Source organism: Paraburkholderia eburnea (genome assembly GCF_002917095.1).
GTDB lineage: Bacteria > Pseudomonadota > Gammaproteobacteria > Burkholderiales > Burkholderiaceae > Paraburkholderia > Paraburkholderia eburnea.
The window spans coordinates 816,070-842,292 of record NZ_PQGA01000001.1 but is presented as its reverse complement, the minus strand read 5'-3'; the positions used below and the strand labels follow the sequence as shown (position 1 = coordinate 842,292).

At 66.1% G+C, this 26,223-nt stretch carries 23 protein-coding genes; 8 read left to right on the top strand and 15 right to left on the bottom strand.

The features are described 5' to 3' along the window. Positions 1-10: 10 nt before the first annotated feature. A complete protein-coding gene (locus B0G62_RS03745; protein WP_103702595.1) occupies positions 11-970 on the bottom strand; it encodes an NAD(P)H-dependent flavin oxidoreductase in 960 nt (319 codons plus the stop codon). Positions 971-1,263: 293 nt separating this feature from the next. Here B0G62_RS03745 and B0G62_RS03740 point away from each other — a divergent pair, with 293 nt between their 5' ends. Further along, the gene (locus tag B0G62_RS03740) at positions 1,264-2,157 is read left to right on the top strand and encodes an alpha/beta fold hydrolase (RefSeq protein ID WP_103702593.1); all 894 of its coding nucleotides are present in this window, start codon (positions 1,264-1,266) and stop codon (positions 2,155-2,157) included. Between the two features lie 31 nt (positions 2,158-2,188). Here the strand turns inward: B0G62_RS03740 and B0G62_RS03735 are convergent, their stop codons facing one another. Next, positions 2,189-2,668 carry an Lrp/AsnC family transcriptional regulator gene (locus tag B0G62_RS03735; protein ID WP_103702963.1) on the bottom strand — a complete coding sequence of 160 codons (480 nt, stop codon included), beginning with the start codon at positions 2,666-2,668 and terminating at the stop codon, positions 2,189-2,191. A gap of 130 nt (positions 2,669-2,798) precedes the next feature. On the opposite strand from B0G62_RS03735, the gene B0G62_RS03730 reads away from it, so the two are divergent. Both B0G62_RS03730 and B0G62_RS03725 read left to right on the top strand, forming a co-directional pair. Then, on the top strand, positions 2,799-3,701 hold the full coding sequence (locus B0G62_RS03730; RefSeq protein ID WP_103702591.1) for a DMT family transporter: 903 nt from the start codon (positions 2,799-2,801) through the stop codon (positions 3,699-3,701). A 133-nt stretch (positions 3,702-3,834) separates the two neighbouring features. Further along, positions 3,835-5,136: a DUF445 domain-containing protein gene (locus B0G62_RS03725; RefSeq protein ID WP_103702589.1), complete on the top strand. Its 1,302-nt coding sequence runs from the start codon at positions 3,835-3,837 to the stop codon at positions 5,134-5,136. Between the two features lie 255 nt (positions 5,137-5,391). Here the strand turns inward: B0G62_RS03725 and B0G62_RS03720 are convergent, their stop codons facing one another. The 6 genes from B0G62_RS03720 to B0G62_RS03695 are packed head-to-tail and all read right to left on the bottom strand — an operon-like array spanning position 5,392 to position 9,511. After that, complete coding sequence (locus B0G62_RS03720; RefSeq protein WP_244193094.1) at positions 5,392-6,330, bottom strand: MBL fold metallo-hydrolase; 939 nt, start codon at positions 6,328-6,330, stop codon at positions 5,392-5,394. After that, a complete protein-coding gene (locus B0G62_RS03715; RefSeq protein WP_103702587.1) occupies positions 6,327-6,791 on the bottom strand; it encodes a MaoC family dehydratase in 465 nt (154 codons plus the stop codon). Before B0G62_RS03715 ends, B0G62_RS03720 begins: the two co-directional genes overlap by 4 nt. Next, a complete protein-coding gene (locus tag B0G62_RS03710) occupies positions 6,788-7,042 on the bottom strand; it encodes a DUF1289 domain-containing protein (protein WP_103702959.1) in 255 nt (84 codons plus the stop codon). Before B0G62_RS03710 ends, B0G62_RS03715 begins: the two co-directional genes overlap by 4 nt. After that, positions 7,020-7,541: a YbaK/EbsC family protein gene (locus B0G62_RS03705; RefSeq protein WP_103702585.1), complete on the bottom strand. Its 522-nt coding sequence runs from the start codon at positions 7,539-7,541 to the stop codon at positions 7,020-7,022. Before B0G62_RS03705 ends, B0G62_RS03710 begins: the two co-directional genes overlap by 23 nt. 37 nt (positions 7,542-7,578) lie before the next feature. Then, positions 7,579-8,508: a hydroxymethylglutaryl-CoA lyase gene (locus tag B0G62_RS03700; RefSeq protein ID WP_103702583.1), complete on the bottom strand. Its 930-nt coding sequence runs from the start codon at positions 8,506-8,508 to the stop codon at positions 7,579-7,581. Positions 8,509-8,560: 52 nt separating this feature from the next. Further along, the gene (locus tag B0G62_RS03695; protein WP_103702581.1) at positions 8,561-9,511 is read right to left on the bottom strand and encodes a 2-hydroxyacid dehydrogenase; all 951 of its coding nucleotides are present in this window, start codon (positions 9,509-9,511) and stop codon (positions 8,561-8,563) included. 273 nt (positions 9,512-9,784) lie between these two features. On the opposite strand from B0G62_RS03695, the gene B0G62_RS03690 reads away from it, so the two are divergent. After that, positions 9,785-10,435 (top strand): RBBP9/YdeN family alpha/beta hydrolase, encoded by a 651-nt coding sequence (locus B0G62_RS03690; RefSeq protein WP_103702579.1) that lies wholly within the window; start codon positions 9,785-9,787, stop codon positions 10,433-10,435. A gap of 48 nt (positions 10,436-10,483) precedes the next feature. On the opposite strand, the gene B0G62_RS03685 is transcribed toward B0G62_RS03690, so the two are convergent. Beyond that, positions 10,484-11,749, bottom strand: coding sequence for an acetate/propionate family kinase (locus B0G62_RS03685; protein ID WP_103702577.1), 1,266 nt, complete (start codon positions 11,747-11,749; stop codon positions 10,484-10,486). Further along, positions 11,750-12,712 carry a phosphate acetyltransferase gene (locus tag B0G62_RS03680; RefSeq protein ID WP_103702575.1) on the bottom strand — a complete coding sequence of 321 codons (963 nt, stop codon included), beginning with the start codon at positions 12,710-12,712 and terminating at the stop codon, positions 11,750-11,752. It abuts the gene before it with no gap. 414 nt (positions 12,713-13,126) lie between these two features. Between B0G62_RS03680 and B0G62_RS03675 the strand changes: the two genes are divergently transcribed. From B0G62_RS03675 to B0G62_RS03660, 4 genes are all read left to right on the top strand, one after another. Next, the gene (locus B0G62_RS03675) at positions 13,127-16,024 is read left to right on the top strand and encodes a DUF3141 domain-containing protein (RefSeq protein WP_322789221.1); all 2,898 of its coding nucleotides are present in this window, start codon (positions 13,127-13,129) and stop codon (positions 16,022-16,024) included. Positions 16,025-16,138: 114 nt separating this feature from the next. Next, positions 16,139-16,918, top strand: a complete 780-nt coding sequence (gene fabI, locus B0G62_RS03670) for an enoyl-ACP reductase FabI (RefSeq protein ID WP_103702573.1) — start codon at positions 16,139-16,141, stop codon at positions 16,916-16,918. Positions 16,919-17,534: 616 nt separating this feature from the next. Further along, a complete protein-coding gene (locus B0G62_RS03665; protein ID WP_103702571.1) occupies positions 17,535-18,632 on the top strand; it encodes a hypothetical protein in 1,098 nt (365 codons plus the stop codon). A 5-nt stretch (positions 18,633-18,637) separates the two neighbouring features. Continuing rightward, positions 18,638-19,777, top strand: a complete 1,140-nt coding sequence (locus tag B0G62_RS03660) for a glycosyltransferase family protein (protein ID WP_103702569.1) — start codon at positions 18,638-18,640, stop codon at positions 19,775-19,777. Between the two features lie 52 nt (positions 19,778-19,829). On the opposite strand, the gene B0G62_RS03655 is transcribed toward B0G62_RS03660, so the two are convergent. From B0G62_RS03655 to argS, 5 genes are all read right to left on the bottom strand, one after another. Continuing rightward, the gene (locus B0G62_RS03655; RefSeq protein ID WP_103702567.1) at positions 19,830-21,437 is read right to left on the bottom strand and encodes an ABC transporter substrate-binding protein; all 1,608 of its coding nucleotides are present in this window, start codon (positions 21,435-21,437) and stop codon (positions 19,830-19,832) included. Positions 21,438-21,678: 241 nt separating this feature from the next. After that, complete coding sequence (locus tag B0G62_RS03650; RefSeq protein ID WP_103702956.1) at positions 21,679-22,452, bottom strand: SDR family oxidoreductase; 774 nt, start codon at positions 22,450-22,452, stop codon at positions 21,679-21,681. Between the two features lie 14 nt (positions 22,453-22,466). Then, positions 22,467-23,120 carry a thiol:disulfide interchange protein DsbA/DsbL gene (locus B0G62_RS03645; protein ID WP_103702565.1) on the bottom strand — a complete coding sequence of 218 codons (654 nt, stop codon included), beginning with the start codon at positions 23,118-23,120 and terminating at the stop codon, positions 22,467-22,469. A 171-nt stretch (positions 23,121-23,291) separates the two neighbouring features. Continuing rightward, on the bottom strand, positions 23,292-24,197 hold the full coding sequence (locus tag B0G62_RS03640; RefSeq protein WP_103702563.1) for an SPOR domain-containing protein: 906 nt from the start codon (positions 24,195-24,197) through the stop codon (positions 23,292-23,294). Between the two features lie 131 nt (positions 24,198-24,328). Then, positions 24,329-26,122: an arginine--tRNA ligase gene (gene argS / locus B0G62_RS03635; protein ID WP_103702561.1), complete on the bottom strand. Its 1,794-nt coding sequence runs from the start codon at positions 26,120-26,122 to the stop codon at positions 24,329-24,331. Positions 26,123-26,223 lie beyond the last annotated feature (101 nt).

Below are 26,223 nucleotides of genomic sequence, written 5' to 3'. Positions count from 1 at the left end.
TGGGCTGCACTCAGCGCGCGATTCCCAGCTTCGCTTTCGCCTCGTCGTATTCGCTCTTCAGGCGTGCGACCAGTTCCGCGACCGAGGGCACGTCGTCCATCAGGCCGACGCCCTGGCCCGCGCCCCAGATGTCTTTCCAGGCCTTGGCCTTGTCGCCGCCGAAGTTCATCGACGATTTGTCCGACTCGGGCAGCGCGTCCGGGTCGAGGCCCGCGTTGACGATGCTCTCGCGGATGTAATTGCCGTGCACGCCCGTGAAGAGGTTCGTATAGACGATGTCGGCGGCCTTGGCGCCCAGGATCGCGTGCTTGTAGCCCTCGACGGCGTGCGCCTCCTGAGTGGCGATGAAGCGTGTGCCCATGTAGGCGAGATCGGCGCCCATCGCCTGGGCGGCGAGGATCGAGCCGCCGTTGGCGATCGCACCCGACAGCACGATCGGCCCGTCGAAGATGCGCCGCACTTCGCCCACCAGTGCGAACGGCGAGGTCGTGCCCGCATGGCCGCCCGCGCCCGCCGCGACGAGAATCAGACCGTCCACGCCGGCTTCCAGCGCCTTACCCGCATGGCGCAGGTTGATGACGTCGTGCAGCACGATGCCGCCATAACTGTGCACCGCGTCGAGCAGTTCCTTCGGCGGCGCGCGCAGGCTGGTGATGAAGATCGGCACGCGATGCTGCACGCACACGCGGATGTCGTGCTCCAGACGCGCATTCGACTGATGGACGATCTGGTTCACGGCAATCGGCCCGATCGTGGCGTGCGGATTCGCGGCCTTGTGCGCGGCCAGTTGCTCCTGGATCTGCGTGAGCCATTCGTCGAGCAGTTCGGCGGGGCGCGCGTTGAGCGCCGGGAACGAACCGACGATCCCCGCCTTGCACTGCGCGAGCACGAGCTCGGGGTAGCTCACGATGAACATCGGCGAGGCGACGACGGGCAGGCTCAGGTTCTGCAGGACGGCGGGCAAGGCCATAGGGGTGTCTCCTTGGGTGCGCGGGTTCCGCTCATACGCGGGCATCAGGTGGGGCGCCGGTCTTGATCGGGATAGATCTTGCTTGATGTACGTCAGGTTTCGTCTGATTCGCTTGAACGAAAATGACTTCGAAACGGTCGTTCGATTATAGGCACGGCGTAGGAAGGGTACCGCCCATCTGACATTCGAGGGAGTGCTCGGTTTCTAGCGCTATGGGCCCCAAACCACGGTTTGCGCTCGCGCGGGCCTCATACAATGGCAGCAGACCAACAGGGACAAGAGAGAGACAAATCATGCCGTTCGAGGGATACACGCCTTTCACCGTCCGCACCGCGGGCGGCGTCGAAATCAACGGGATGCGCGGCGGCGAAGGCCCGCCGCTGCTGCTCCTGCATGGCCATCCGCAGACGCACATGATCTGGCATCGCTGCGCGCCGGATCTGGCGAAGCACTTCACCGTGATCGCCACCGACCTGCGCGGCTACGGCGACTCGTCGAAACCGCCGAGCGACGTCACCCACGCCGCCTACTCGAAACGCGCGATGGCCGCCGATCAGGTCGAGGTCATGCGCCACTTCGGCTTCGAGCGCTTTCTGGTCTGCGCGCACGATCGCGGCGCGCGCGTGGCGCACCGCATGGCGCTCGATCACGCGGATGCCGTCGAGCGGCTGATGCTGCTCGACATCGCGCCCACGCTCGCCATGTACGAGCAGACCGACCGCGAATTCGCCACGCTGTATTTCCACTGGTTCCTGCTGATCCAGCCCGAGCCGCTGCCCGAAGCGCTGATCGGCGCCAATCCCGACGCTTATATCGAGCGCGTGATGGGCAGCCGTCACGCGGGTCTCGCGCCGTTCGCCCCGAAGGCGCTGGGCGCATACCGCGCGGCGCTGCGCCAGCCGGGCGCCGTGCATGCGATGTGCGAGGACTACCGCGCGTCCGCGACGATCGACCTCGAACACGATCGCGCCGACATCGAACGCGGCCACAAGGTCGGCTGTCCGCTGCGCGTGCTGTGGGGCGAGCATGGCGTGATCCAGCGCTGCTTCGACCCGCTCGCCGAATGGCGCAAGGTCGCGCGCGACGTGAGCGGCCGCGCGCTGCCGTGCGGGCACTACATCCCCGAGGAAGCGAACGAAGCGCTCGTCACCGAAATGCTGGCATTCTTCGAGGCGACCGAGCGCTAGGCAGGCCGCCTTAAGTGCCATTCGGCGAGCTTTACGCGAGCGGCGGCAGGCGGCGCGGCACCGGCGTCGATTTGACGATGGCGGTGCTGGTCTCCGCGCGTTCGGTGACCTTGGTGAGAATTTCGTCGAGCTGTTCGATCGAATGCAGATAGAGGCGGGCGATGAAGCAGTCGTCGCCCGTCACCTTGTCGCATTCGATGAATTCCGGGATACGGCGCAACATCTCCTCCACCAGATGCAACTGGCCCGGCAGCGGCTTCACGCGCACGATCGCCTGCAGCGTATAGCCGAGCGCGCGCGGATCGATGCGCACCGTATAGCCGCCGATCACGCCCTGGGCTTCGAGCCGGCGCAGCCGCTCCGACGTGCTGGGCGCCGACAGCCCGACCTGACGCGCCAGATCGCTTACGCTCGTGCGCGCATCTTCGGCGAGCGCCGCGAGCAGCGCGCGATCGATCCCGTCGAGCGGCGCAGGCGCGGGCGTGTTCACGCCATTCGGACGCTTGTTCATGATTTCACTCATCATCAGGAAAGTTCGCCTTCGATTTTAAGGCGATGAAAGGTTCTCGCCTTCCGTTAAGCATGTATTCCTCGACGCGCATTCAGTAAACTAATTCGCAGGTTCTTTCGAGGAAACACTCATGGCTTCCCCAGAAGTGCGTCGCGGTGCGGTAGAGATGACCGTCGCGATGCTGATGTCCGGCACCATCGGCTGGCTCGTGGTCGCGTCGAAGCAACCGGCGCTCAACGTCGTGTTCATGCGCTGCGTGCTCGGCGGCGCCACGCTCGCGCTGGTGTGCGCGGCGCTGGGCCTGTACCGCCGCGCGCTGTTGCCGTGGCGCACGCTCGGTCTCGCGGTGCTGGGGGGCGCGGCCATCGTCGCGAACTGGGTGCTGCTGTTCGCGGCCTATTCGCGCGCGTCGATTTCGATGGCCACGGCCGTCTACAACACGCAGCCGTTCATGCTCGTGGGTCTCGGCGCGCTGCTGCTGCGCGAGCGCGTGAGCGCGTCCACGGTCGTGTGGCTGGCGCTGGCCTTTGTCGGCCTGGTCGGCGTGGTCGAGGTGCCGCCCGCCGTGCTCGCGGTGCCGGGCGAGTATCTGATCGGCGTGGCCTGTGCGGCGGGCGCGGCGTTGCTCTATGCGATTTCGGCGATCATCACGCGGCATCTGAAGGGCACGCCGCCGCATCTGCTGGCCCTCGTGCAGCTGGCCTTCGGCGCGCTCGCGCTGGCGCCGTTCGTGCGCTACGGCACGCTGCCCGACACGCCCGTGCATTGGGCGCAGATCGTCACGCTCGGCATCGTGCATACGGGCGTGATGTACGTGCTGCTGTATGGCGCGATCCAGAAGCTGCCCACGGCGATGACGGGCGCGCTCTCGTTCATCTATCCGGTGATGGCGATCCTGGTGGACCGGTTCGCGTTCGGCCAGCGGCTCGCGTGGATTCAGGTGGCGGGCGCGGCGCTCATCCTGGTCGCGGCGGCGGGCGTGAACCTGGGCTGGCGGATCGTGCCGCAGCGGGAGAAAGCGCGCGCGGTTTGACATCGGCGCGGGGCGGGGCGTGAGGCGGTGCGCCCAGGCGCGCGGTTCGGAGAGTGCCCGCATAATGTCGCGGATCGCATTTACAACCCTCGCCAACGCTTGCCAACGCTTTATCCGCCCATCCCGCCCGCGCATGCCCACATCTGAAATCAGCCGCGACGAAGCCGAACTCATCCGCGCCAAACGGCGCGCGCTCCTCCTGCTGATCGCGGCCGCCGTGGTGTTCGTCGTCACGGCGCTGTCGCCGCCGGGCGTCATCGTCGACGGCATCAAGGCCGTGAGCGAAGCCTCGATGGTCGGCGCGCTGGCCGACTGGTTCGCCGTGGTCGCGCTGTTCCGGCGCGTGCCGATTCCCTTCGTGTCCGCGCGCACGGGCGTGATTCCGCGCAACAAGGACCGCATCGCCGACGAGCTCGCCGTGTTCGTGCAGGAGAAGTTCCTCGACGTGAATTCGCTGGTGGGCTTGATCCGCCGCCACGATCCGGTCGAGCGGCTGTCCGGCTGGCTCACCGCGCCGCAGAACGCGCAGCGCCTGGGCGACTACGCGGTGCGGATGATGTCGGGGCTGCTCGGCCTCACCGACGACGCGCGCATTCAGGCCTTTATCCGCGACGGCTTGCACGCGGCGCTCGACAAGGTCGATCTTTCGAAGTCGGCGGGCGCGATCCTCGACACGCTCACGAAGGACGGCCGCCATCAGGAACTGCTCGACCGCATGCTCGATCAACTCGGCCTGCTGCTGGCCGAGGAGAGCACGCGCGCGTTCGTGGCGACGCGCATCGTCGATGGCCTCAAGGGCGAGTTTCCGAAGACCGAGCGCTATCTGCCTTCCGAATGGCTAGGCGACAAAGGCGCGCGCGTGCTGGAGAGCGCCGTGAGCCGTCTGCTGCTGCAGGTGAGCGAGGATCGCGAACATCATCTGCGTCAGAAGTTCGACGAGGTGATGCAGAAGCTGATCCTCCAGTTGAAGAGCGATCCGGCGTTTCTGCGCAAGGGCGAGGAGCTAAAGGCGAGCCTGCGCGCCGGTAGCGCGCTCAACGACTACACGCGCGAACTGTGGGACAGTCTGCGCACATGGCTGCGCGACGACCTCGACCGGCCCGATTCGACGCTGCATGCGAAAGTCGCGGCGACTGGGCAATGGCTGGGCCAGGCGCTGGCCGCCGATGCCGATTTGCGCGCCTCGCTCAACGGCCATCTGGAAGACGCCGCGCGCGCGATGGCGCCGGAGTTTTCACGCTATCTGACGCATCACATCCGCGACACGGTGCGCAACTGGGACACGCGCGAGACGGCGCGCCTCATCGAATTGAAGATCGGCAAGGACCTGCAGGAAATCCGCGTAAACGGCACGGTGATTGGCGGCACGATCGGGCTTGGGCTGTATCTGTGCTCGCATCTGTTCGAATGGTTGCGCCTGCAACTCGGCGGGTGATTGGTCGTGTGACAGGGCGTGTGACAGGTCGATGACCGCAGCGCACATAGCTTCGGATCGCGAAGCAATTCTGGCGCGGCCGAAGGCTGTTTTTGCGGGGATTTTCAGGCCGCGCGTTGTGGCCGGTTTGTAGGGAAATCACCAATGCGATGCACAATCCCGCACGAGTATGATCGGCTCGAACGTTTGATCACGTCAGAGCAAGATACTCTCGCTCGTCCTCGAAAAGGGACGAGCGTTTTTTTTGGTGCATGCTCAGGTTGCGTTAGCCGGCGCTTCGATGCCGTCCTCGCGCAGGACGAGCGCACCGCTTTTCGCCAGTTCGCCGGTTAGCTCGCGCAGCAGCGCGGGCCACGCGCTCTCGGGCGCGAGTTGCCGCGCCGCCGCGTGCAGCACGGCGGCATTGGCGAGCATGGCCTCCAGCGCCGCGAAACGCAGTGCGCGCACTTCCAGCAGCTTGAAGACGATCAGCACCTTGAGCGCATTTTTCGCGTTGCGCGCGGGATCGGCGCGCAGCCAGGCCAGGCGCGAATAGGCGCGTTCCAGCGCCGCGCCGACGTTAGCGAACGGCGCGCCGTGACCCGGAATGACCGTCGCTACATCCCGCTGCGCGATGGCGTCGAGCACAGCCTGTTGCTCCGCGAAACCGCTTTCTCCTTCGAGTTCAGGGAAAATCACGCCGAAGCCATGCTCCCAGAGCGCGTCGGCGCTGATGAGCACGCGCGGCTCGCTCGCGTAGAGCATCAGCGAATCGGGATCGTGGCCCGGCGCGCCGATCACCTCCCAGTCGAAGCCGCCCAGTTTCAGGCGCTGGCCCGGCGCGAGCGTGCCGGTGAACGCGAAGCGCTCGCACGTCTGCCCAGTCGCGCGGAAGGTGAGCCGCGCTTCGTCCCATTCGCGCACGGCGGATTCGCTGGCGGCGGGAATCAGGGTTTCGCACGACCATTGCGATTGCAGTTGCGCGTTGCCGCCGCAATGATCCGAATGCAAATGCGTGTTGACGATGGTATCGAGCGTGCGGCCCGCGAGCGCATGCTGCACGAGCGCGACCGTTTGCGCGGCGTGCGTGGCATAGCCCGTATCGACGAGCGCGCTGCGGTCTTCATCGACCAGCAGGATGTTGTTCGACGACAGCCAGCCGCGCTCGAACACGCGTATCGATGCAGGTAATGCGATGGCGGCCGCGTCGCTCACGATGTCGAATCCTTTGCGGCTTCGGCGGCAGGCTTCGGCATCACGAGTATCGTCGAGTGGCCCACGATCAGCGTGTCGCCGTGCTGGTTCTTCGCCGTCCCTTCGAGCTTCACGAGATCGCCGTTAAGGCTTGATTTCCAGTACGCATCCACGACGCGCCATTCGAACGTCAGCACGTCATGCGCGCGCGCGGCGCGTTTGAGCTTCATATCGAATTCGAGGCCGAGCGGCTGCGTGTTCTGCGAAAAATGCGTCGCGATCATCGCCATGAAATGCGCGGTGGGCTGCGTGCCCGAGGCGATCAAACCGCCGAAGCGGCTTTGCGCGGCGTAGGCGTCGTCGTGATGCAGCGGGTTGAGATCGTTCACGAGCGTCGCGAACGATTTCACCGAATCGGGCGAGAGCGCCAGCGTGGCCGCAAACGTCTCGCCGATCTTCACGATGCGGGCGGGCGCGGTCATGCTGCGTCTCCCTGTTTCGTTGTGAAAGCAACGTTTTGTGAATCACGCAACGCCAGCCATTGCGCGTGGCGGATTTCGATTGCGTCCCACACCGCGTGCTTCGCTTCGTCGTCAAACGTGGACCACGACGCGATTTCGTCGATCGTGCGCAGACACCCTTCGCACAGGCCACTGGCCTCGTTCATGCGGCACACGTTGATGCAGGGAGAAGGCGTGTTCATGCCGTCGTCAGACTTCACGCAGCGCGACATCCACGACCGGCGCGCCGGTCATCGCCGCGAGTTCCTGCGGCGACAGATTGAACACCGCATGGGGATGACCCGCCGCCGCCCACAGGCTGTCGAGCGCGAACAGATCGGCGTCGATCAGCGTGACCGGGCGGGTGGCATGGCCGATCGGGCACACGCCGCCGATCGCGTAGCCGGTCATCTCGCGCACGAATTTCGCATCGGCGCGGCCGATTTCGCCGACGTGCGCCTCGACCTTCTTCTCGTCCACGCGGTTCGCGCCGCTGGCGATCACGAGCACGGGCGCGTCGTCCTTGCGGCGGCGAAACAGGATCGACTTGGCGATCTGCGCGACTTCGCAGCCCAGGCCCGCAGCCGCTTCCGCCGAGGTCTTGCCGGTCTCGGGCAGCAGCACGACCGGCTTCGCATGGCCCTGTTCGCGCAGCAGCAACGCGACGCGGCGCGCGGAGTCGGGCAGGGCTTCGATGCCGTCTTTTTCGGAATTGATGAGGGTATCTGTCATGTCTTTGTATTCCTTCGTACTACGGATCGTATCCGTTTCATGCACAGGCGGCGGCGCTCTGTTTGGCAAGCAGCGCCTTGCCCGCGCGCGAAACGTTGGTGCGGCCGATCGCACGCGAAATGAAATCGCCGGCGGCAACCACCTGGCCGAGATCGACGCCCGTATGAATGCCGAGGCCGTTCAGCAGATACAGCACGTCTTCGGTCGCGACGTTGCCGGTTGCGCCCTTCGCATAGGGGCAGCCGCCCAGACCCGCCACCGACGCGTGAAAGATCGCGATGCCTTCTTCGAGCGCGGCGTAGATGTTCGCGAGCGCCTGGCCGTAGGTGTCGTGGAAGTGGCCCGAAAGACGCTCGCGCGGGAACACCTTCAGCACGGCGTCGAATACTTCGTGCACGCGCTTCGCGGTGCCCACGCCGATGGTGTCGGCGATATCGATCTCGTCGCAGCCGAGCGCGGCGAAGCGCTGCACCACGTCCACTACCGACTCCACCGCCACCTCGCCCTGATACGGACAGCCGAACGAGCACGACACGCTGCCGCGAATGCGCACGCCATTGGCCTTCGCCGCTTCGGCCACCGGTGCGAAACGTTCGATGCTTTCGGCGATCGAGCAGTTGATGTTCTTCTGCGAGAACGCTTCGCTCGCGGCGCCGAAGATCACGATTTCGTCGGCGCGCGCGGCGAGTGCGCCTTCGAAGCCGCGCAGATTCGGCGTGAGCGCCGAATAGATCGCGCCTTCGCGGCGCGCGATGCCGTCCATGACCTGCGCGCCATCGGCCATTTGCGGAACCCATTTCGGCGAGACGAACGACGCCGCTTCGATATTCGCGAAGCCTGCCTGCGTGAGACGGTCGATCAGTTCGATCTTCACGTGAGTGGGCACGAATTCCTTTTCGTTTTGCAGACCGTCGCGCGGGCCGACTTCAACGATCTTGACCGCGCCGGGTAGGGTGTTTGATGCCATCTTCGTCTCCTGATTTTGTCTTTTCCTGATTTTTCCCGAGGCAAACCCGCGCTCAATAGCCGCGCTTGATGTGCACGACGCCGCTCACGGTTTCACCGCGCGCGAGCGTCTCGATCTTGTCCGCGATCTGCGAGACCGCTTCGTCGCGCAGCGTGAGCGCCGAGCTATGCGGCGTGATCGTGATGCGCGGCTCTTGCCAGAACGGATGGGCGGGCGGCAGTGGCTCGGTGCGGAACACGTCGAGCGTGGCCGCCGCGAGCGTGCCGGTCGCCAGCGCGTCGAGCAGGTCCTGTTCGACCAGATGCGTGCCGCGTGCGACGTTGACGACATACGCGCCGCGCGCGAGCTTGCCGAAGGTGGCCGCGTCGAGCACGTCCTCCGTATCGGGCGTGGCGGGCAGCAGGTTCACGAGCACTTTCACGTCGTCGAGAAAGGCATCGAATTGTGGACTGCGCAATTCGCCCGAGAAAGTTTCGATGCCTTCGATCGCTTTCGCGCTGCGCGAAAACCCGCGCACCGGCACGCCGAGCGAGGCCACGGCGCGCGCGACTCGCGCGCCCAGCACGCCCAGGCCGAGCACGCCGACCGTAAAGGTTTCGAGCGGATGCGGCGCGAGCACATGCCATTCGCTGCGCGCCTGCTGCCGCGCGTAGTCGTCGAAGCGGCGCAGATAGCGCAGCACCGCGTATTGCACGTATTCGGCCATCTGCGGCGCCATGCCCGAATCTTCGAGACGCACGAGCAGCGCATCTTGCGGCAGCGTGCCGGGATGCTCGCGTTCCAGCGCGAGGATCGCATCGACGCCCGCGCCCAGGTTGAAGATCGCACGCAGCCCGCGGGGCGCGGCGAACATCTCGCGCGGCGGATGCCAGACGACGGCGAAATCGGCGGGGGCGGTGTCGCCGGGCTGCCATTCGCGCAGTTCGGCGTCGGGCAGGGCGCGCGTGAGGGCGGCGAGCCAGGCGGAAGCATCGGACTGCGGGAGCCAGAACAGAATTTTCATCGTGATACGTTTTCCTCGAAATCGCCGCTTGAGGTGGCTTGATGTGGCCTGAGGTGGCGATAGGGCGAATTGACGCGAATGAGTCCCCGGATCCGTCACATTCTACTTTTTCGTGCCCGAAGCCGCCGCGCTTTCTCGGTGAAAGCCGAATCCACCACGCCCCGCACCGCACCATCGCGGGGCCGCGAAAAAGCTAAGCAAAAAAAATTGGTTCGGCGCGCGCGCGGTGCAGATCACAATCGCTCCACGATCCGTCGAAGCGAGGAAAAAATCATGCTTTCGTGCGCACAATCACGTTGGCCGCCGAGACTCGTCACCGTGCCGGGCCTGCACGGCAGCGACGGGGCGCATTGGCAAAGCTGGCTGGAGCGCCAGTTCGCGCGCTCGCTGCGCGTCGAACAGGACGATTGGGATGCGCCCGATCTGGCGGTATGGAGCCGCTCGCTCGCGCAATTGCTCGCGCGCGAACGCGGGCCGTTCCTGCTCGCGGCGCACAGCTTCGGCTGCCTCGTGACGGCTTACGCGCTGCAACAGGGCTTGTTGAGCGCCGACGTGGCGGGCGTGCTGTTCGTCGCGCCCGCGAGCCCGGAGAAGTTTCGCTTTGCGGGACCGTTCGAGCCTCGCCGCCTGAGTGTGCCGTCGATCCTGATCGGCAGCGAAACGGACCCGTGGATGTCGCTCGACGGCGCGCAGCGTCTCTCGCAACAACTGGGCAGCGCGTTCGTGAATCTCGGCGATGCGGGTCACATCAACACGGCGGCAGGTTTCGGGCCGTGGCCGCGCGCGAAGTATTTCGTCGATACGCTCGTGCATTGCGAGGCGCCGCGCCGGTTGCGCGACGAGGACGACGCAGCCGGTGCCGACGACTCCGATGCAGGCGTTGCGCACACTAACACTATCGAGGCGCGACTGAAATACGCCTGATTTTCAGCGGGCGTTTCGTGCTGCTTTCGTGCTTTGGCGCTTTAGCGTTCAGTGAGCGCGCGCGTTACGCAGCAATCGCGCGGTATGCAGCGCGATCATGCCTTCCTCGTCGGTGCGCACCGCAAACACCGGCACACGGCTGTCACGCGCGGACACGCGCTCCTTGCCGGCATCGTTGGCCTGCGTGTCCAGCACGATGCCGAATAGCGGCGCAAGCCGCTCGCACGCCTGCGCACGAATCTGCGGTGAGTGCTCGCCGATACCGGCAGTAAACACCAGCGCATCCAGCCCGCCCAGCACCACGGCGAGCTTACCCACTTCCTGCGCGATCCGGTACGTGTAGTAGTCGATCGCAAGCTTCGCCTGCGCGCTGTCGCTTGCCAGCAGCTCGCGCATGTCGCTGCTCACGCCGGACAGGCCCTTGAGTCCCGAGTCGTGATACAGCAGCTTCTGGATCTCGTCGTGGCCCATGCCGCGCTCCATCATCCACAGCACCGCGCCCGCATCGAGCGCGCCGCAACGCGTGCCCATCGGCAGGCCGTCGAGCGCGGTCAGCCCCATGGTCGTCTCCACGCTCTTGCCGTCTTTCATGGCGCACAGGCTCGCGCCGTTGCCCAGATGCGCGACCACCACGCGCCCGCGCGCGATATCGGGCGCGACTTCGTGCAGATGATGCGCGATGTACTCGTACGAGAGGCCATGAAAGCCGTAGCGGCGGATGCCTTCCTCGTAGTAGTGATACGGCAGCGCGAAGAGCTGCGCCATGACATCGTTGCCCGTGTGAAACGCCGTGTCGAAGCAGGCCACCTGCGGCAGCTCGGGCGCGGCGATGCGCACCGCGCGGATCGCCGCGAGATTGTGCGGCTGATGCAGCGGCGCAAGCGGCGTGAGCGCGTCGAGTTCGGCGATCACCTGGTCGTCGATGAGGGTGGCGTCCTTGAAGTGCGCGCCGCCATGCACGACGCGATGGCCGATCGCGGCGGGCGGCGTATCGCGCAGACCCACGGCGAGCACGAGGCGCAGCAGGCGGAACGCGGCGTCGTGATCGGCGACCTGAGCGACGGGAAACTTCTCGTCGACGATCAGGCGGCCGTCGGCCATATGCGCTTCCACACGCGGCGCCACGCCGATGCCCTCGATCTGGCCGCCCGCGCCGTGTATCGCCCGCGCGCCGCTCGCCACATTCGGATCGTCGATCACGCGATACACCGAGCACTTGATGCTCGACGAACCGGCGTTGACGACCAGCACGATCTGGCCTTCGCCGTTGTGGTGAGCCGCGTGCGAGGGGGCCACGCTCGTATCGACGCTCATTTACAGCACCTCCGCGTTCTGGCGCGCGCGACGCGCATGCGCGAGCAGCACGGCGATCGCGCAACTGCCGATGCGTGAGCGCACGGTATCGGCGCGGCTCGTGAGGATGATGGGCACGCGCGCGCCCAGCACGATGCCCGCGGCTCCCGCGCCCGCGAGAAAGGTCAGTTGCTTGGCGAGCATGTTGCCCGCTTCGAGGTCGGGCACGAGCAGGATGTCGGGGTCGCCCGCGACCGGCGAATGGATGCCCTTGATGCGCGCGGCCTCGGCGCTGATGGCGTTGTCGAAGGCCAGCGGACCGTCGAGCAGGCCGCCCGTGATCTGGCCGCGATCGGCCATCTTGCACAGCGCGGCGGCGTCGATCGTCGAGGGCATCTTGTCGGAGACCGTTTCGACCGCCGCAAGGATCGCCACCTTCGGCGTGGCAATGCCGAGCGCCTGCACGAGATCGATCGCATTGCGCACGATATCGGCCTTGTCGGCGAGCTTGGGGAAGATGTTGACGGCGGCGTCGGTGATGAAAAGCGGCTTGTGATACCTCGGCACGTCCATCGCGAACACATGCGAAAGGCGTCGTTCCGTGCGCAGGCCGTTCGTGCCGGACGCCACTTCGTGCAGCAGTTCGTCGGTGTGCAGGCTGCCCTTCATGAGCAGTTCGGCTTCGCCCGATCGCACCGCGAGCACGGCGCGCGCGGCGGCCGCATGGCTGTGCGGCGCATCGACGATCACCACGTTGTCGAGCGAGAGATTCGCTTCCTGCGCGACCGAGCGGATTTTGCCTTCCGGGCCGACGAGGATCGGTGCGATCAGGCCGAGATTGGCGGCGTCGATCGCGCCCGTGAGCGACGACACGTCGCAGGGATGGGCGACGGCCGTGGGCACGGGCGCAAGACCCGCGCAGCGCGTCAGCAGGATCGAGTACTTGTCGGGCGTTGCAGTCATTTCAGGCTCCACGCAATGCATGTTCGAACGCGAATGTGACGACGGCCTGGGCCACGCCTGAGAGCACGCGGGGCCGCACTTCGGCGCGGTCATGCTGCGCCGCGCAAAGCGCCAATAGTGTAGTCCAGCCCGCCTCGCCCAGCGCCGAAAGTGCGCGGCGGCCGTTGTCCACATGCGTGACGCATGATTGCGCGCAGGTCTCGCGGGGGCCATGCTACAAAGCGTCGCGCGCGTCGACAGGCTTCTGTCACGCCGCATTCACGGCGCGGCGCGATCATGCATTGCTCATGATCCCGCAGTGCGATCCGGCCCGCCTTGACTTTCGGCGAGGCGCTGCCTAGATTGGACTTTTGCAGTGCAGCATGACTGCCGCGTGCGCTCGCCTGTGTTTTGACTGGCTGCGCGACGCGCGCCCCGTTAAAGGAGATTCGTGTCGTGGCAGTTTCCGCCCTTTCGCCCGCTTCCTCGTCTGCAACTTCGTCCACCGCTTCGCCCGCCACTGCGGCGGCTTCCGCTGCGGCCTCGCCGTTCTGGCCCCTCTGGCCGCTTTCGTCTTTCCCCGCCTTTCAGACGCTTCCACCTTTCCAGCCCATCGCCGATGCGTTCGCCGAATCGGCCGAAGCCGCGCAGTCCGCGCTGAGCAACGTGCTCGGCAATGCGTGGCAGACGGCGATCTCGCAGGCCTCGGGATTCAGCGGTTTCGCGCCGACGTGCGAAGCCACGGCGGGGGCCAGCCTGCCCGCCGCGCCGAAACTGCCCGATGCCGCGCCCGCCGCGATCCAGCCGCTGTTCGACTACCTGTTCGACGCGTGGCAGCGCAGTGTGCTGTTTCTCGACGTGCTGCGCGAGCGCGGCAACCAGACGTATATCCACGAAAAAGCGGGTATGCCGCCGGTGCTCGCGTTCGACTACGACGTGATCGTCGATGGCCGCGAACTCGAGGATCCGTGCAATTACGCACTCCTGCGCATCAAGCCCGAAGAGGGCGTGCAGACCGATGCGCGTATGCGTCCGTTCGTCGTGATCGATCCGCGCGCGGGGCACGGCCCCGGCATCGCGGGCTTCAAGATGGACAGCGAGGTGGGCATCGCGCTGCGCAAGGGGCACCCTTGCTACTTCGTGACCTTCTTCCCCGTGCCGACCGAAACGCAGACGATCGAGTCGGTCGGCAAGGCCGAAGCCGTGTTCCTGCGCAAGGTGCGTGAACTGCACGCCGACGCGGACGGTCTGCCGTTCGTGATCGGCAACTGCCAGGGCGGCTGGGCGGCAGCGCTGCTCGCGGCGTCCGCGCCTTCGCTGGTTGGCCCGCTGATGCTGGCAGGCTCGCCGCTTTCGTATTGGGCCGGCGTGCGCGGCAAGAACCCCATGCGTTATTCGGGCGGCTTGCTGGGCGGTTCCTGGGCGTCGTCGCTGGCCGCCGATCTGGGCGATGGCCACTTCGACGGCGCGTATCTGGTGCAGAACTTCGAGAATCTGAATCCCGCCAACACGTTCTGGGGCAAGCTCTACAACCTCTACGCGCGCGTCGATACGGAGCGCGAGCGCTTCCTCGAATTCGAGCGCTGGTGGGGCGGCCATTTCCAGCTCAATCGGGCGGAAATCGACTGGATCGTGCAGAACCTGTTCGTCGGCAATCACCTCACGCGCAACGAGGTGTACGCGAAGAATGCGCGCGCGCCGGTGGATCTGCGCAACATCCGCACGCCGATCATCGTGCTGGCGTCGTGGGGCGACAACATCACGCCGCCGCAACAGGCGCTCAACTGGATTCCCGATCTGTACGCGAGCGTCGATGAAATCGTCGCCAACGAACAGGTGATCGTCTATTGCCTGCACGACAAGGTGGGACATCTGGGCATTTTCGTATCGGCGAGCGTGGCGAATAAGGAGCACACCGAACTATTTTCGGCGCTCGATCTGATCGACGTGCTGCCGCCGGGACTCTACGAAGCGAAGATCACCGACTCGACGCCGGACGCGGGCCGTCTTGAAGCGCTCGAAGGGCGTTACGAGATCCGCTTCGAGCGCCGCACGATCGACGACGTGCTCGCGCTCGACGATGGGCGGGACGACGAGCAGCCGTTCGAAGTCGTGCGCCGTTTCGCCGAGAACAACCAGCGTCTCTACGATCTGTTTGTTTCGCCGATCGTGCGGGGATCGAGCAACGCGCTCACGGCGCATGTGCTGCGCGAGACGCATCCGTCGCGCGTGGAGCGCAGCGTGTTCAGCGATGCCAATCCGGTGCTGGGCGTGTTGCCCGCCGTCGCCGATGCGGTGCGCGCGCATCGCAAGCCCGCCGCGCCGGACAATCCGTTCACGCTGATCGAAAAGCAGGTGTCGGCGAGCATCGAGGGCGCGTGGGACGCGTACCGCGATGCGCGCGACGCATGGGGCGAACGCACCTTCTACAGCCTCTACACGGCGCCGTGGGTGCAGGCGTGGGTGGGCGTCGCGCCCAATTCGCCGCTCGATCCGATCGCGCCGCCGCTCACGGCGCTGCGCAAGGAACTCGCGCAGACGCGTCTGCGCGCGGCGCGCGCGCATTTGCAGGACGGCACGCTGCTCGATGCGTTCATGCGCATCCTGGCCTACCTCGCCGACGAAATGCACGTCGTACAGTACCGTCCGTTCCAGCGCATGCGTGAGCTGGGCCGCGAATATCTGGGCGAGAACCAGCCGAGCATTGCCGAACTCAAGGAAGCGGCGCGCCGTCAGGGGGCGATCGTGCAGCTCGATGCGCAAGCGGCGATCGAAGCGCTGCCGGGTCTCGTGCCGGACGCGCGCACGCGCCGCACGCTGCTGGCCGTGGTGTATCAGGTGGCGACCGCGCAGGAGCCGCTCGAAGGCGAACGCGCCGAGCGTTTTGCCGAAGTGCAGCGTGTGCTGGGCGTCGAGCCTGGCAGCGAGAAGGAAGCGCTGCCGCCGCCCCCTGGAAGCGGCGGTGCGGGGAGCGCCGGGGGCAGCGAAGGCGGCAAGTCGGGCGCGGGTTCCCAGGGCGCTGCGCCGGCTTCGGCGTCCACGGCTTCTGCCGCGCACGTCGATGCGCCTGCCGCACCGTCGCGCACTCGCACGCGCGCACCAACCGCGACGGCCACCGCGGCCGAACCCCCCGCGCCCGCAGTGGTGGAGAAGCCCAGGCGCGCGGCTCGTCCGGCCCCGAAGGTGAAGGCGGCCGCAGCGGCGGCAGCGCACGCGGTCGCGGCGCCCGAACCGAAGGCGCCTGCGACGAAAGCATCCGCCGCACGCGGCGCGCGCACGACCAGCGCACCGTCGGCCACGCGCACGGCGCGTCCTGCGGCAGCGCGTCGCCGGGCTTCGCGCGCGGGGGATTAAGCGAAACGACGAGCAGTACGACGATGCATCGCGCGAGGTGGCTGGCACACGCAAGCCGCCTCGCGTTTTTCGTCTGGTTGCCAGCACAACCACCCACCGTCAACGAGGTAAGCCATGCAGACTGCTCCCGACCGACCCCTCGCCGGTATGCGCGCGCTCGTGACCGGCGTGGCAAACGCCGAATCGATCGCCTACGGCTGCGCGCGCGCGTTCGCCGAACTGGGCGCGGAACTCGCGCTCACCTATCTGAACGACAAGGCCAGGCCCTACGTCGAGCCGCTTGCGAAGGAACTCGGCGCCACGCTGCTGTTGCCGCTGAACGTCGAAGACGACGCGCAACTCGATGCCGTATTCGACGCGTTGCGCGAACAATGGGGCACGCTCGACATCATGCTGCACTCGATCGCCTACGCGCCGAAAGCCGATCTGCAGGGCGGTCTGCTCGATTCGTCGGCGCAAGGCTTTGCGTATGCGATGGATGTGTCGTGCCATTCATTCATTCGGATGGCTAAACGATCCGTGCCGCTGATGAAAAACGGCGGCACGTTGTTCGCGATGAGCTATGACGGCGCGAATCGCGTCGTGCCGAACTACAACCTGATGGGACCAGTGAAGGCGGCGCTGGAAGCTTCATGCCGCTATCTGGCCTATGAACTTGGGCCGCGTGGCATCCGCGTGCATGCGGTGTCGCCGGGGCCGCTCAAGACGCGCGCGGCGTCCGGTCTACCCGATTTCGACCGCATGCTGGCCGATGCCGTCGAGCGCGCGCCGCTCGGCGAACTGGTCGACATCATGGACGTCGGCTACGCGACCGCGTACCTGGCGACGCGCTACGCACGCCGCCTGACCGGCAATACGGTCTACATCGACGGCGGCGCGCACATCATGTCGTAGCGCGCTTGGGTAACGCTTTAGCGCGTTGCCTGCTTGCTAGCGGCGATAGCCGTAGTCGTCATGGCGATCGTCCCAGCGGCGCTCGCCTCCCCAGCGTCGATCGTTCCAATGGCGCTCCTGCCATTGATGCTCGCGCCAGCGATGTTCTTCCCGGCGGCGATCGTCGTGCTAGTCCACATCGGTCGGGCCATAAGCCGGCGCAGGCGCGGCGATGAGTTTCCTGTTCATTCGGCCTCCTGGCGTTCGATGAATGGACGGCTCCAATCTAGCGTGTGCCGGCACGCTTTAAATTACGAATCTGAAACAACGATCTCGACTTGAAGCAATTCAGTAAGGGGCTGATTGCCGCTCCGAATACCGGAAAATTCAGAAAAGAGCCGTATTCATGGGGCTTAAAGAGGAAAACTCCGAAAGGGTCTGCGCCGTTGATGCGATGCAAAATTTTGCGCAATACCGCAGCGCGTTACGTTCCGCTTTCGTACGGAAATCGCAATAATCCGTAAATAAGCGTAATAAGCTGCGAGTCAGATGTAACCTATGTAACGATCAAAGAACCTAGACTCGCGCTTTACTGTGGTGCAAGGCAGCCAGCCTCGCGCCCTTGCAAGGCAGAGCAATGATCATCGAAGGCAACGCCCTCCGTTCGTCGCCCACCCGCGCCGAAACGGAAAATGTTGCGCGAGCAACTATTTCGCCGGGCAGGCGTGCCGGCAATACATTTTTCAAGCTGCTGTACCGCTATACGCATACGCGCGCGTGGCGCCACAACGAACGCCTCGCGCATGGCGTGACGCTTGAACGCGACGAGGCGGGGCGGCTTGCCGGCATGCGCATTCGCGGGCAGCGTCTCCCGGCTGTGAATCGCCTGCCGATCTCACAGCCCGAAAGCGGCAATGCATCGCGCGAATTCCACGAATTCCACGAATGCCATCTGATCGCCACCGGTCCCTCCGTCAATCACATCGACTACCGTGCGCTGCCGATGCAGCACGTACTCGGCGTGAATGGCGCGATCGCGCTGGCCGCCAGGCAAGGCGTGCGCTTCGATTACTACTGCATCGTCGATACAGGCTTTGTGCGCAATCGGCCCGATCTGGTCGAGCGCGTAATCGGCGAGCCGCTTACGCTGTTCGCCACGCCCCTCGTTCTCTGGCATATCGCTGAGCGCTTCGGCATCGAGCGCATTCGCTGCCGCGTGTTCATCCTCGACGACATGCTGTTTCCCGCCGGACGCCGTGCGTCCGGGCAACGCGAATTGCGTGCGCTTGACGATGCGCACGCGCTCGCGCTGTTCGATGCGCCGCAGCCGCTCGGCTTCAGTCTCGACTTGCGGCGCGGTGTTTTCGATGGCCGCACCGTTGCCTATGCGGGCTTGCAGGTGCTCGCGGCGCTGGGTTTCAAGCGGCTCTATCTGCATGGCGTCGATTTGAGCGCGGCAAAGTGCACGCCGCGTTTCTACGAATCGGCGCTCGACATGCAGCCGAGCTATCTGGACGAAAACTTCGCGGACTTCATCGAGCCGTCGTTTCGCCATGCCGCCGTGTTGCTCGCGCGACGCGGCATCGACGTGCGCAATCTGTCGCTGGATAGCGCGCTTGGCGAGGACATTTTCCCGAAGCTGCGCTGGCAGTCGCTCAAGCGCGACGCCGCGCGTGCGAAGGTAAGCGCAAGCGTGCGCGAGCCGGCGCGCGAATCCGCACTGGCGTTTGCCTGATCGCCATGCGGGTCGTCCATGTTTCGAATACGCCGGTGGCGGGCAGCCCCGGCAACATCGTCGCCGCGCTCAACCGGCATACCGACATCGAAGCGCGTCATGTCGTGTTCAACGCGCAGGCTTATGGCACGCGCACCTTCGCCGTCGATATCGACTGGCGCACGCAGCGCGTGGAAGCGCTGGCCGTCATCGATGCCGCCGACGTCGTTCATCTGCATCAGCACTTCTCCATCGACGAAACCTTCGGCGCCGACATGGCGCGCCGTATCGGCGGGCGCAAGCTGATCCGCCAATACCACTCCGCGCCCGCGTTGTGGGCGAAGCACGATCGCGAACTGCTCACGCGCATCGTCACCGATCCGGTGCCGCAACTCGTGATTGCGCAAGGGCCGGAGCGCTACTATCCGCTCGCGCGCGTGGTGCCGAATATCGTGCCGATCCACGACGAGCGCTATCGGAACGCCCCGGAGGCCGACGATGGTCCGCCCATCGTCGTCTATGCGCCGAGCGGGCGCGCGAGCGCCTGGAAGACGCGCTGGGAGACCAAGGGCGCGCCGCAGACGCTCGCGCTGCTGCGGCGCTTCGAGCGCAAGGGGCTGTGCCGCGTGCGCACGATCATGAACACGCCGCACGACGAATGCCTGCGTTTGAAGCAGGGCGCGGCGCTGGCCGTCGACGAATGCGTGACCGGCAACTATCACTTGAGCGGTCTCGAATCGCTGGCGCAGGGCAAGCCTGTGGTCGGCCATCTCGATGCTCGCGTGCAGGCGCAATTGCGCGCGCTCACGGGCGCCGTGGAGCTGCCATGGGTGGATGTGAGGCTGGAAGAGGCCGAGCCCGTCCTGCACGCGCTGCTCGCCGATAAACGCCTGCGCGAGGAAATCGGTCAGGCGTCGCGCCGCTGGATGGAGGCGCACTACGACGATGCCACGCTCGTCGAGCATTATCGGCGCGCGTATTTCGATCTGTTCGAAGCGCCCGGGAGCTTCGGCGTGCCGCGTTTTCGCTCTCATGCGGAGCAGTGGCGCGCTGTGGCGCTGCACGATCACGCGTGGGACGTGCGCCGGCGCGCGGGCACGCCATGGTGGCGTCAGGCCGCCGACGCGTTCAAGCGCGCGGTGAAGGGCACGCAGGCGCGCCCGTAAAAGTAAAAAAGCCGGGGTATGCCCCGGCTTTTTGCATTCGGCGATGCGGGGCTTACTGCACCGTCACCGCGCCGAAGTTCTGGCGTCCGAACGGACTCACCTGATAGCCGTTCACATTGGTGCGTGTGATGGCCGAGGCGGTCGGATAGCCGAGCGGAATCCACAGCGCCTGATCGTGAATGATCTTCTGCGCGGCGTCGTAGAGCTTCGCGCGTTTGGCCTGATCGGCGGTGGTTTTGCCTTCGGTGATCAGCTTGTCGAGCTGCGGGTCGCAGAAGCGCGCGAAGTTGATGCCCGACTGCACCGCGTTGCAGCTAAAGAGCGGCGAGAGATAGTTATCCGGATCGCCGTTGTCGCCGGCCCAGCCCATGAAGAGCGTGTCGTGCTGGCCCTGCTTGGCCTCCTTGATCAACTCGCCCCATTCGATCACCTTGATGTCCGCCTTCACGCCGATCTTCGCGAAATCGGCCTGCAGCAGTTCGGCGCCCGCGCGCGGGTTCGGATTGAGCACGCTGCCGTTCGGACGAACCCAGATCGTCGTCGCGAAGCCGTTGGGCACGCCTGCTTCGGCGAGCAGTTGCTTCGCCTTCGCGATGTCATGCGGATACGGCTGGATGGACTTGTCGTAGCCCCAGGTCGTGGGCGGCCACGGATTGGTCGCGGGCGTGGCCGTGTTGTCGAACACCGTCTTCAGATACGTCGTGCGATCGAACGCGAGGTTCAGCGCCTGGCGCACCTTCGGATTGTCGAGCGGCTTCTTCTGCGTGTTGAGCGCGACGAAGGCGGTCATGAAGGCCGGCGTCTGCACGACCTTGAGCGATTTGTCGGCACGGGCGTCGGCCACGTCCTGAGGCTTGGGCGACAGCGCGATCTGGCATTCGCCGGCCTTGACCTTCTGCGCGCGCACGGCGGCGTCGGGCGTGATCGCGTAGATGAGGCGCTCGACCTTGGGCTTGGGTCCCCAGTAGGTCGGGTTCACGTCGTAGCGGATCACGGCGTCCTTCGTATAGCTCTTGAGCGCGAAGGGGCCGGTGCCCACGGGTTTGGCGTTCAGGTCGACCTGCTTGCCGGCCTTGAGCAACTGATCGGCGTACTCGGCCGAGTAGATCGACGCGAAGCCCATCGACAGGATCGGCAGGAAGGTCGCGTTCGGCTCGTTGAGTTCGAACCTGACCGTGTTCGCATCGACCCTGGTGACCGATTTGACGAGCTTGGCCAGGCCCATCGACTGCGCGTGCGGGAAGCCGCTCGCGCCCGCCACTTTGTGCCACGGGTTGTTGTCGTCGAGCATGCGGCCGAAGGTGAAGACCACATCGTCGGCGTTCAGCGTGCGCGTGGGCTTGAACCATTCGGTGGTCTGGAACTGCACGTTCGGACGCAGATGGAAGGTGTAGGAGAGGCCGTCGGCGCTCACGTCCCACGATTGCGCGAGCGCGGGCACGACCTTCTTCTGCGGCTCGTCGTAAGCGACGAGCGAATTGAAGATCACGTCGGCGGATGCGTTGGTCGTCACGAGCGAGTTGAATTGCACGATGTCGAAGCCGTCCGGGCTCGATTCCGTGCAGACCGTGAGCGGTTTCGCGAGCGCGGGCGTGGCCGCGCAGGCGAGCGCCGCGCAGAGCGCGGCGGCGAGCACGGAAGCGGGCGAGGTGAAGCGCATGGGATCTCCGTTGGTCCGGTATGCCGGGGTTGTGGCAAAGGTGGGCGGTCGAAGGGCCTCTGGGCGCGCAGGCGGTGTCAGCGCGCCACGCGGGGCCCGATCGGGGAAAGCTTATCGAAGGGAAATTGCCCAGACAACAAATTAATCCGCATACCCATATGGGGTGCAATCTGGCGGGGCGATGCAGGAAGAGAGTGATGCGCGGCGCATGGGGAAAGCGCCGCGCGAGATCAAGGCTGGATCAGTGCTCGGCCGCGCGCGGCTTGCGCGGCGCGCGCTCGAATGCGCGGTCGTAGAGCCAGCGCGGCAGGGCGCCCAGCAGCGTGGCGACCACGCGCATCGGCCACGGGAACACCGCGAAGGTGGTGCCGCGTGCGATCGCATCGGCGCTGGCTGCGGCGAAGCGGTCCGCGTCCATCAGGAAGGGCATGCGGTACGGGTTCTTCGCCGTCATCGGCGTGCGGATGTAGCCGGGCGCGATCGTGACGACGGGCACGTTGAACGGCCGCATCTCGACGCGCAAGGCTTCGAGATAGGCGAACGCCGCCGCCTTCGAGGCGCTGTACGCGCCCGAGCCCGGCAGCCCGCGCACGCCCGCCACGCTCGCGATGCCCACCAGCGTGCCGCGCTTCGCCTCGGCCATCGCCTGCGCGAACGGCTCGAAGGTGGCGACCATGCCGAAGTAATTGGTGTCCATCACGTCGCGGAAGGTGGCGAGATCGCCATGACCGGTGAGCGCGCCGCGGCTCACGCCCGCATTGGCGATCACCACGTCGGGCATGCCGTGCTCCGCCACGAAGGCATGCGCTGCGGCGGCGAGCGCATCGGCGTCGCGCACGTCGGCGCAATAGAGCGAGATGGGATGCTGCGGATGGGACTGGCGGAACGCCTCAAGCGCGTCCGTGCGGCGTGCGACCAGTCCGAGGATGGCGCCGCGCCGCACGTATTCGGCGGCGAGGGCGGCGCCGATGCCGCTCGACGCGCCGGTGATGAAGACCTTCAAGGGTTGTGTCATACCGGCGCGCGCGCTCACATCTTCTTCGCGCGGATCTGCGAAATGATGTAGTCCATCACCTGCAGCGTGGCCGGATCGGCCTTGTCTTCGGAAACCTGCATCAGCGCCGGGCCGGTTTCATACTTGCCCTGGATCGCGATGGTCGGCACGCCGTCGATCTTGTAGGCGTCGAGCAGACCCTTGTCGCGTTGCAGCGCGCTTTGCGTCGAGAACGAGTTGTACGCGTCCATGTACTTCTTCGGATCGACGCCCTGCGTGGCGAGGAACTTCGCCTGGTCTTCCGGCGTGAGCAGGTAGTTCTTGTTGACGTGGATCTCATGGAACACGGCCGGCGTGAGCTTCTGCGCGAGGCCCAGCGCGTCGAGCGCGTAATACATCTTCGAATGCGGGATGAAGTCGTCGCGGAACGCCACCGGCACGCGCTTGAACACGATGTCCGGGCCTTGTTTGGCGATCCAGCTTTCGAGGAACGGATCCAGCGCGTTGCAGTGCGGGCAGCCGTACCAGAAGAACTCGACCACTTCGATCTTGCCCGCGGGCACGTCGAGCGGCTGGGCTTGCTTGAGGACCGTGTATTCCTTGCCCGCGACGGGCGCGGTGGGCGATGCGTGCGCCGCGCCGGCGAGCATCGAGAGCGAGAGCACAAGCGTTCCGAGAAGTCGTTTCATAGCGTGTTATTCCAGTGAACGGGACCGGCGGCGACCGGCCAGGCAACGCCGGCGCGCGGCGTGCGAGTGTTGCGGTTTGTGACGGACGCGCGTGCTGCGCGCGCCGCCTGCATGGCGCGATGGATTTCGCGCCGAATTTTCGCGCTTGGTTTTCGCGCTGAGTTTTCGCGATTACTGCTTCGTGAAACGGATGACGGCAGTGTCGATCCCGGCGTCTGACAGACGCTGACGGGTCGAGTTCATATCGTCGAATTTCGAGAACGGCCCGATGCGCACGCGGAAGTAGGTGACACCGCCCGCGTCACGCTGCGTGACCTTCGACTCGAAACCCTGGAACGCCAGACGCGCGCGCTGCTGCTCGGCATCGCCCGAAGTCTTGTACGCGCCCACTTGCAGGAAGTAGCCGGTGTTGGCGTCGCCGGCCGTCGGTGCGGCCGAACCCGGCTGCGCGGGCCTGGCGGCGGGCGGCGTGGCGGCGCTCGGGGCGTTGGACGACTTCAGCGGCTGGTTATTGGCGAACTGCTGGAGCGCCTGGTTCGCCTGACTGGACGGTTGCGGCTGCGGCTTCTTCGCGATGGTCGTGCCGTTGTCGCCGGTGGACGGCTTCGGTGCGACGGCGACGCCGTTGTTCGCCGCGTTGTTCGTCGGGTTATTCGCGACGTTGCCGTTGTCGCCGGCATTGCCTGCATTACCCGCAGGCGGCACTTCGACGATCTGCGGCTCTTCGAGCATCCCCGACGACTGCGACTGGTTCGTGGTCTGGCCCGGCGCCGTGTTGGGCGGCGTGCTTTGCGCGGCCTGCGGCGTCACCGGCTGACCCGGCGACTTGCCCTGCAGCGGGCGATTCGGATCGTACTGCTCGCTTTGGCTCGCGTCCGAAGCGGCCGGCGGCGCAACCTTCGAGACGAACGGCGTGGGCGAGCGCGTGATGTAGAGCGCCACGACCACCGCGATCGCAAGGCCGACAATCAGGCCCAGCACGACACCGAGAAACGTGCCCCCGGACTGTTTCGACTGCTGTTTTGTAGTGCGGCGCGCTTTTGCAATCGGTTGTGCCATCGTCTGAATCACCTGCAAACAAGAGTATTCCGGAACGGCGCGCCCTGGCGGGCACGCCCCAAACATGTCGTCATGCGTTTTGGACGGAGCGCCCGCGCGACGGCTGCCGCGCGGGCCGGGCCTGGGGACCTGAGGGTCCGCGGGCCGTTTTACATGCGCTCGGGAGCCGAGACGCCGATCATGGCGAGGCCGTTCGCCAGCACCTGGCGCGTGGCCGCGAGCAGCGCGACGCGCGCATCACGCACGGGGGCATCGTCCACGAGAACGCGTTCGGCATTGTAGAACGAGTGGAATTCAGCCGCGAGTTCGCGCAGGTAGAAGGCGACCGCGTGCGGCGCGAGTTCCGTAGCGGCATGGGTGAGCATGTCGGGGTACTCGCCGAGCTTCGCGATGAGCGCCAGCGCCCGCTCGCTCGACAGCGGCGAGAGATCGACCGTCGGCAGCGCGGCGAGGTTGCCGCCGTGCTTGCCCTGCCAGTCGCCGAGAATCGACGAGATACGCGCGTGCGCGTACTGCACGTAGTACACGGGGTTTTCGTCGTTCTGCTTGAGCGCGAGGTCGATGTCGAACACGAATTCGGTGTCGGCCTTGCGCGAGATGAGGAAGAAGCGCACGGCGTCGCGGCCGCGGCGCACGGTCGCTTCGTCGAGCTGGTCCGGCGCGACTTCGCTGCCGGCGGGGCTTACATCGGCGCCGCCCGACCATTCGATCAGGTCGCGCACCGTCACGTAGCTACCCGCGCGCTTGGAAATCTTCACTTCCTGGCCGTCGCGCATCACCGTGACCATCTTGTGCAGCACGTAGTCGGGATAGCCCTTCGGGATGCCCACGCCGAGCGCCTGCAGACCGGCGCGCACGCGCGCGATGGTGCCGTGGTGGTCCGAGCCCTGGACGTTGATGACCTTGGTGAAGCCGCGTTCCCACTTGGTGACGTGGTAGGCGACGTCCGGCAGGAAGTACGTGTAGGTGCCGTCGGACTTGCGCATCACGCGGTCCTTGTCGTCGCCGTAGTCGGTGGTCTTGAGCCACAGCGCGCCGTCCTGCTCGTAGGTCTGGCCCGAGGCGACCAGCGCCTCGACGGTCTTCTCGACACGGCCTTCCGAATACAGCGACGATTCGAGGTAGTAGCGGTCGAACTTCACGCCGAACGCCTGCAGATCCAGATCCTGCTCGTGACGCAGATAGGCCACGGCGAAACGGCGGATCGATTCGAGGTCCTCGGGGTCCTTCGCGCCCGTGACGGGTTCGCCGTCCTTGGCCGCGACGGTTTCGCCCGCGAGGTAGTCGCGCGCGATATCGGCGATGTATTCGCCGTTATAGGCGGCTTCCGGCCAGCCCGCGTCGCCCGGCTTCAGGCCGCGCGCGCGCGCCTGGGTCGAGACGGCGAGGTTGCCGATCTGCACGCCCGCGTCGTTGTAGTAGAACTCGCGGTGCACGCCCCAGCCCTGCGAGGCCAGCACATTCGAGATGGCGTCGCCGAGCGCGGCCTGACGGCCGTGGCCGACGTGCAGCGGACCCGTGGGGTTGGCCGAGACGAACTCGACCAACACGTGCTTGCCCGCGTCGCGCTGCGACTGGCCGAACGCGGCGCCTTCGGCGAACACGGCGTTCAGCACGTTGCGCTTCGCCTGCGCGGACAGGCGCAGGTTGATGAAGCCGGGGCCGGCGACTTCGGCATCGGCGATCAGGCCGGCTGCGGCGGGCAGCGCCTTCACGGTGTCGACGATCTGCTGGGCCAGCGCGCGCGGATTGGCGCGCAGCGGCTTGGCGAGCTGCATCGCCACGTTGCAGGCCACGTCGCCGTGCGCGGCGACCTTCGGACGCTCCAGCGCGATGGCGGGCATGACGAATGCGGCTTCGGTGGCGCCGTCGGTGGCCTTCGCCACTTGGGCGACGGCGTCGGCGAGCAGAGTCTCCAGGGTGTGTTTCTGTGCGGGCAGCATGCTTGTTGCAGGTCCTGTGCGGGTAGTTTGGGTGCGGGGCCGCCCGCGTAGTCGCGGGGCCGGCGCGGGCCATCGAATTTGGGTGAGGGCGGGGCTTGCCG

Excerpts from the sequence above, each read along its gene's own strand:
- B0G62_RS03740 (WP_103702593.1), top strand. The coding sequence starts at position 1,264 with ATGCCGTTCGAGGGATACACGCCTTTCACCGTCCGCACCGCGGGCGGC.
- B0G62_RS03710 (WP_103702959.1), bottom strand. The coding sequence starts at position 7,042 with ATGTCGCGCTGCGTGAAGTCTGACGACGGCATGAACACGCCTTCTCCC.
- B0G62_RS03660 (WP_103702569.1), top strand. The coding sequence starts at position 18,638 with ATGCGGGTCGTCCATGTTTCGAATACGCCGGTGGCGGGCAGCCCCGGC.
- B0G62_RS03680 (WP_103702575.1), bottom strand. The coding sequence starts at position 12,712 with ATGCATTGCGTGGAGCCTGAAATGACTGCAACGCCCGACAAGTACTCG.
- B0G62_RS03745 (WP_103702595.1), bottom strand. The coding sequence starts at position 970 with ATGGCCTTGCCCGCCGTCCTGCAGAACCTGAGCCTGCCCGTCGTCGCC.
- B0G62_RS03665 (WP_103702571.1), top strand. The coding sequence starts at position 17,535 with ATGATCATCGAAGGCAACGCCCTCCGTTCGTCGCCCACCCGCGCCGAA.
- B0G62_RS03735 (WP_103702963.1), bottom strand. The coding sequence starts at position 2,668 with ATGAACAAGCGTCCGAATGGCGTGAACACGCCCGCGCCTGCGCCGCTC.
- fabI (WP_103702573.1), top strand. The coding sequence starts at position 16,139 with ATGCAGACTGCTCCCGACCGACCCCTCGCCGGTATGCGCGCGCTCGTG.
- B0G62_RS03730 (WP_103702591.1), top strand. The coding sequence starts at position 2,799 with ATGGCTTCCCCAGAAGTGCGTCGCGGTGCGGTAGAGATGACCGTCGCG.
- B0G62_RS03685 (WP_103702577.1), bottom strand. The coding sequence starts at position 11,749 with ATGAGCGTCGATACGAGCGTGGCCCCCTCGCACGCGGCTCACCACAAC.
- B0G62_RS03715 (WP_103702587.1), bottom strand. The coding sequence starts at position 6,791 with ATGACCGCGCCCGCCCGCATCGTGAAGATCGGCGAGACGTTTGCGGCC.
- B0G62_RS03655 (WP_103702567.1), bottom strand. The coding sequence starts at position 21,437 with ATGCGCTTCACCTCGCCCGCTTCCGTGCTCGCCGCCGCGCTCTGCGCG.
- B0G62_RS03725 (WP_103702589.1), top strand. The coding sequence starts at position 3,835 with ATGCCCACATCTGAAATCAGCCGCGACGAAGCCGAACTCATCCGCGCC.
- B0G62_RS03695 (WP_103702581.1), bottom strand. The coding sequence starts at position 9,511 with ATGAAAATTCTGTTCTGGCTCCCGCAGTCCGATGCTTCCGCCTGGCTC.
- B0G62_RS03705 (WP_103702585.1), bottom strand. The coding sequence starts at position 7,541 with ATGACAGATACCCTCATCAATTCCGAAAAAGACGGCATCGAAGCCCTG.
- argS (WP_103702561.1), bottom strand. The coding sequence starts at position 26,122 with ATGCTGCCCGCACAGAAACACACCCTGGAGACTCTGCTCGCCGACGCC.
- B0G62_RS03690 (WP_103702579.1), top strand. The coding sequence starts at position 9,785 with ATGCTTTCGTGCGCACAATCACGTTGGCCGCCGAGACTCGTCACCGTG.
- B0G62_RS03650 (WP_103702956.1), bottom strand. The coding sequence starts at position 22,452 with ATGACACAACCCTTGAAGGTCTTCATCACCGGCGCGTCGAGCGGCATC.
- B0G62_RS03700 (WP_103702583.1), bottom strand. The coding sequence starts at position 8,508 with ATGGCATCAAACACCCTACCCGGCGCGGTCAAGATCGTTGAAGTCGGC.
- B0G62_RS03645 (WP_103702565.1), bottom strand. The coding sequence starts at position 23,120 with ATGAAACGACTTCTCGGAACGCTTGTGCTCTCGCTCTCGATGCTCGCC.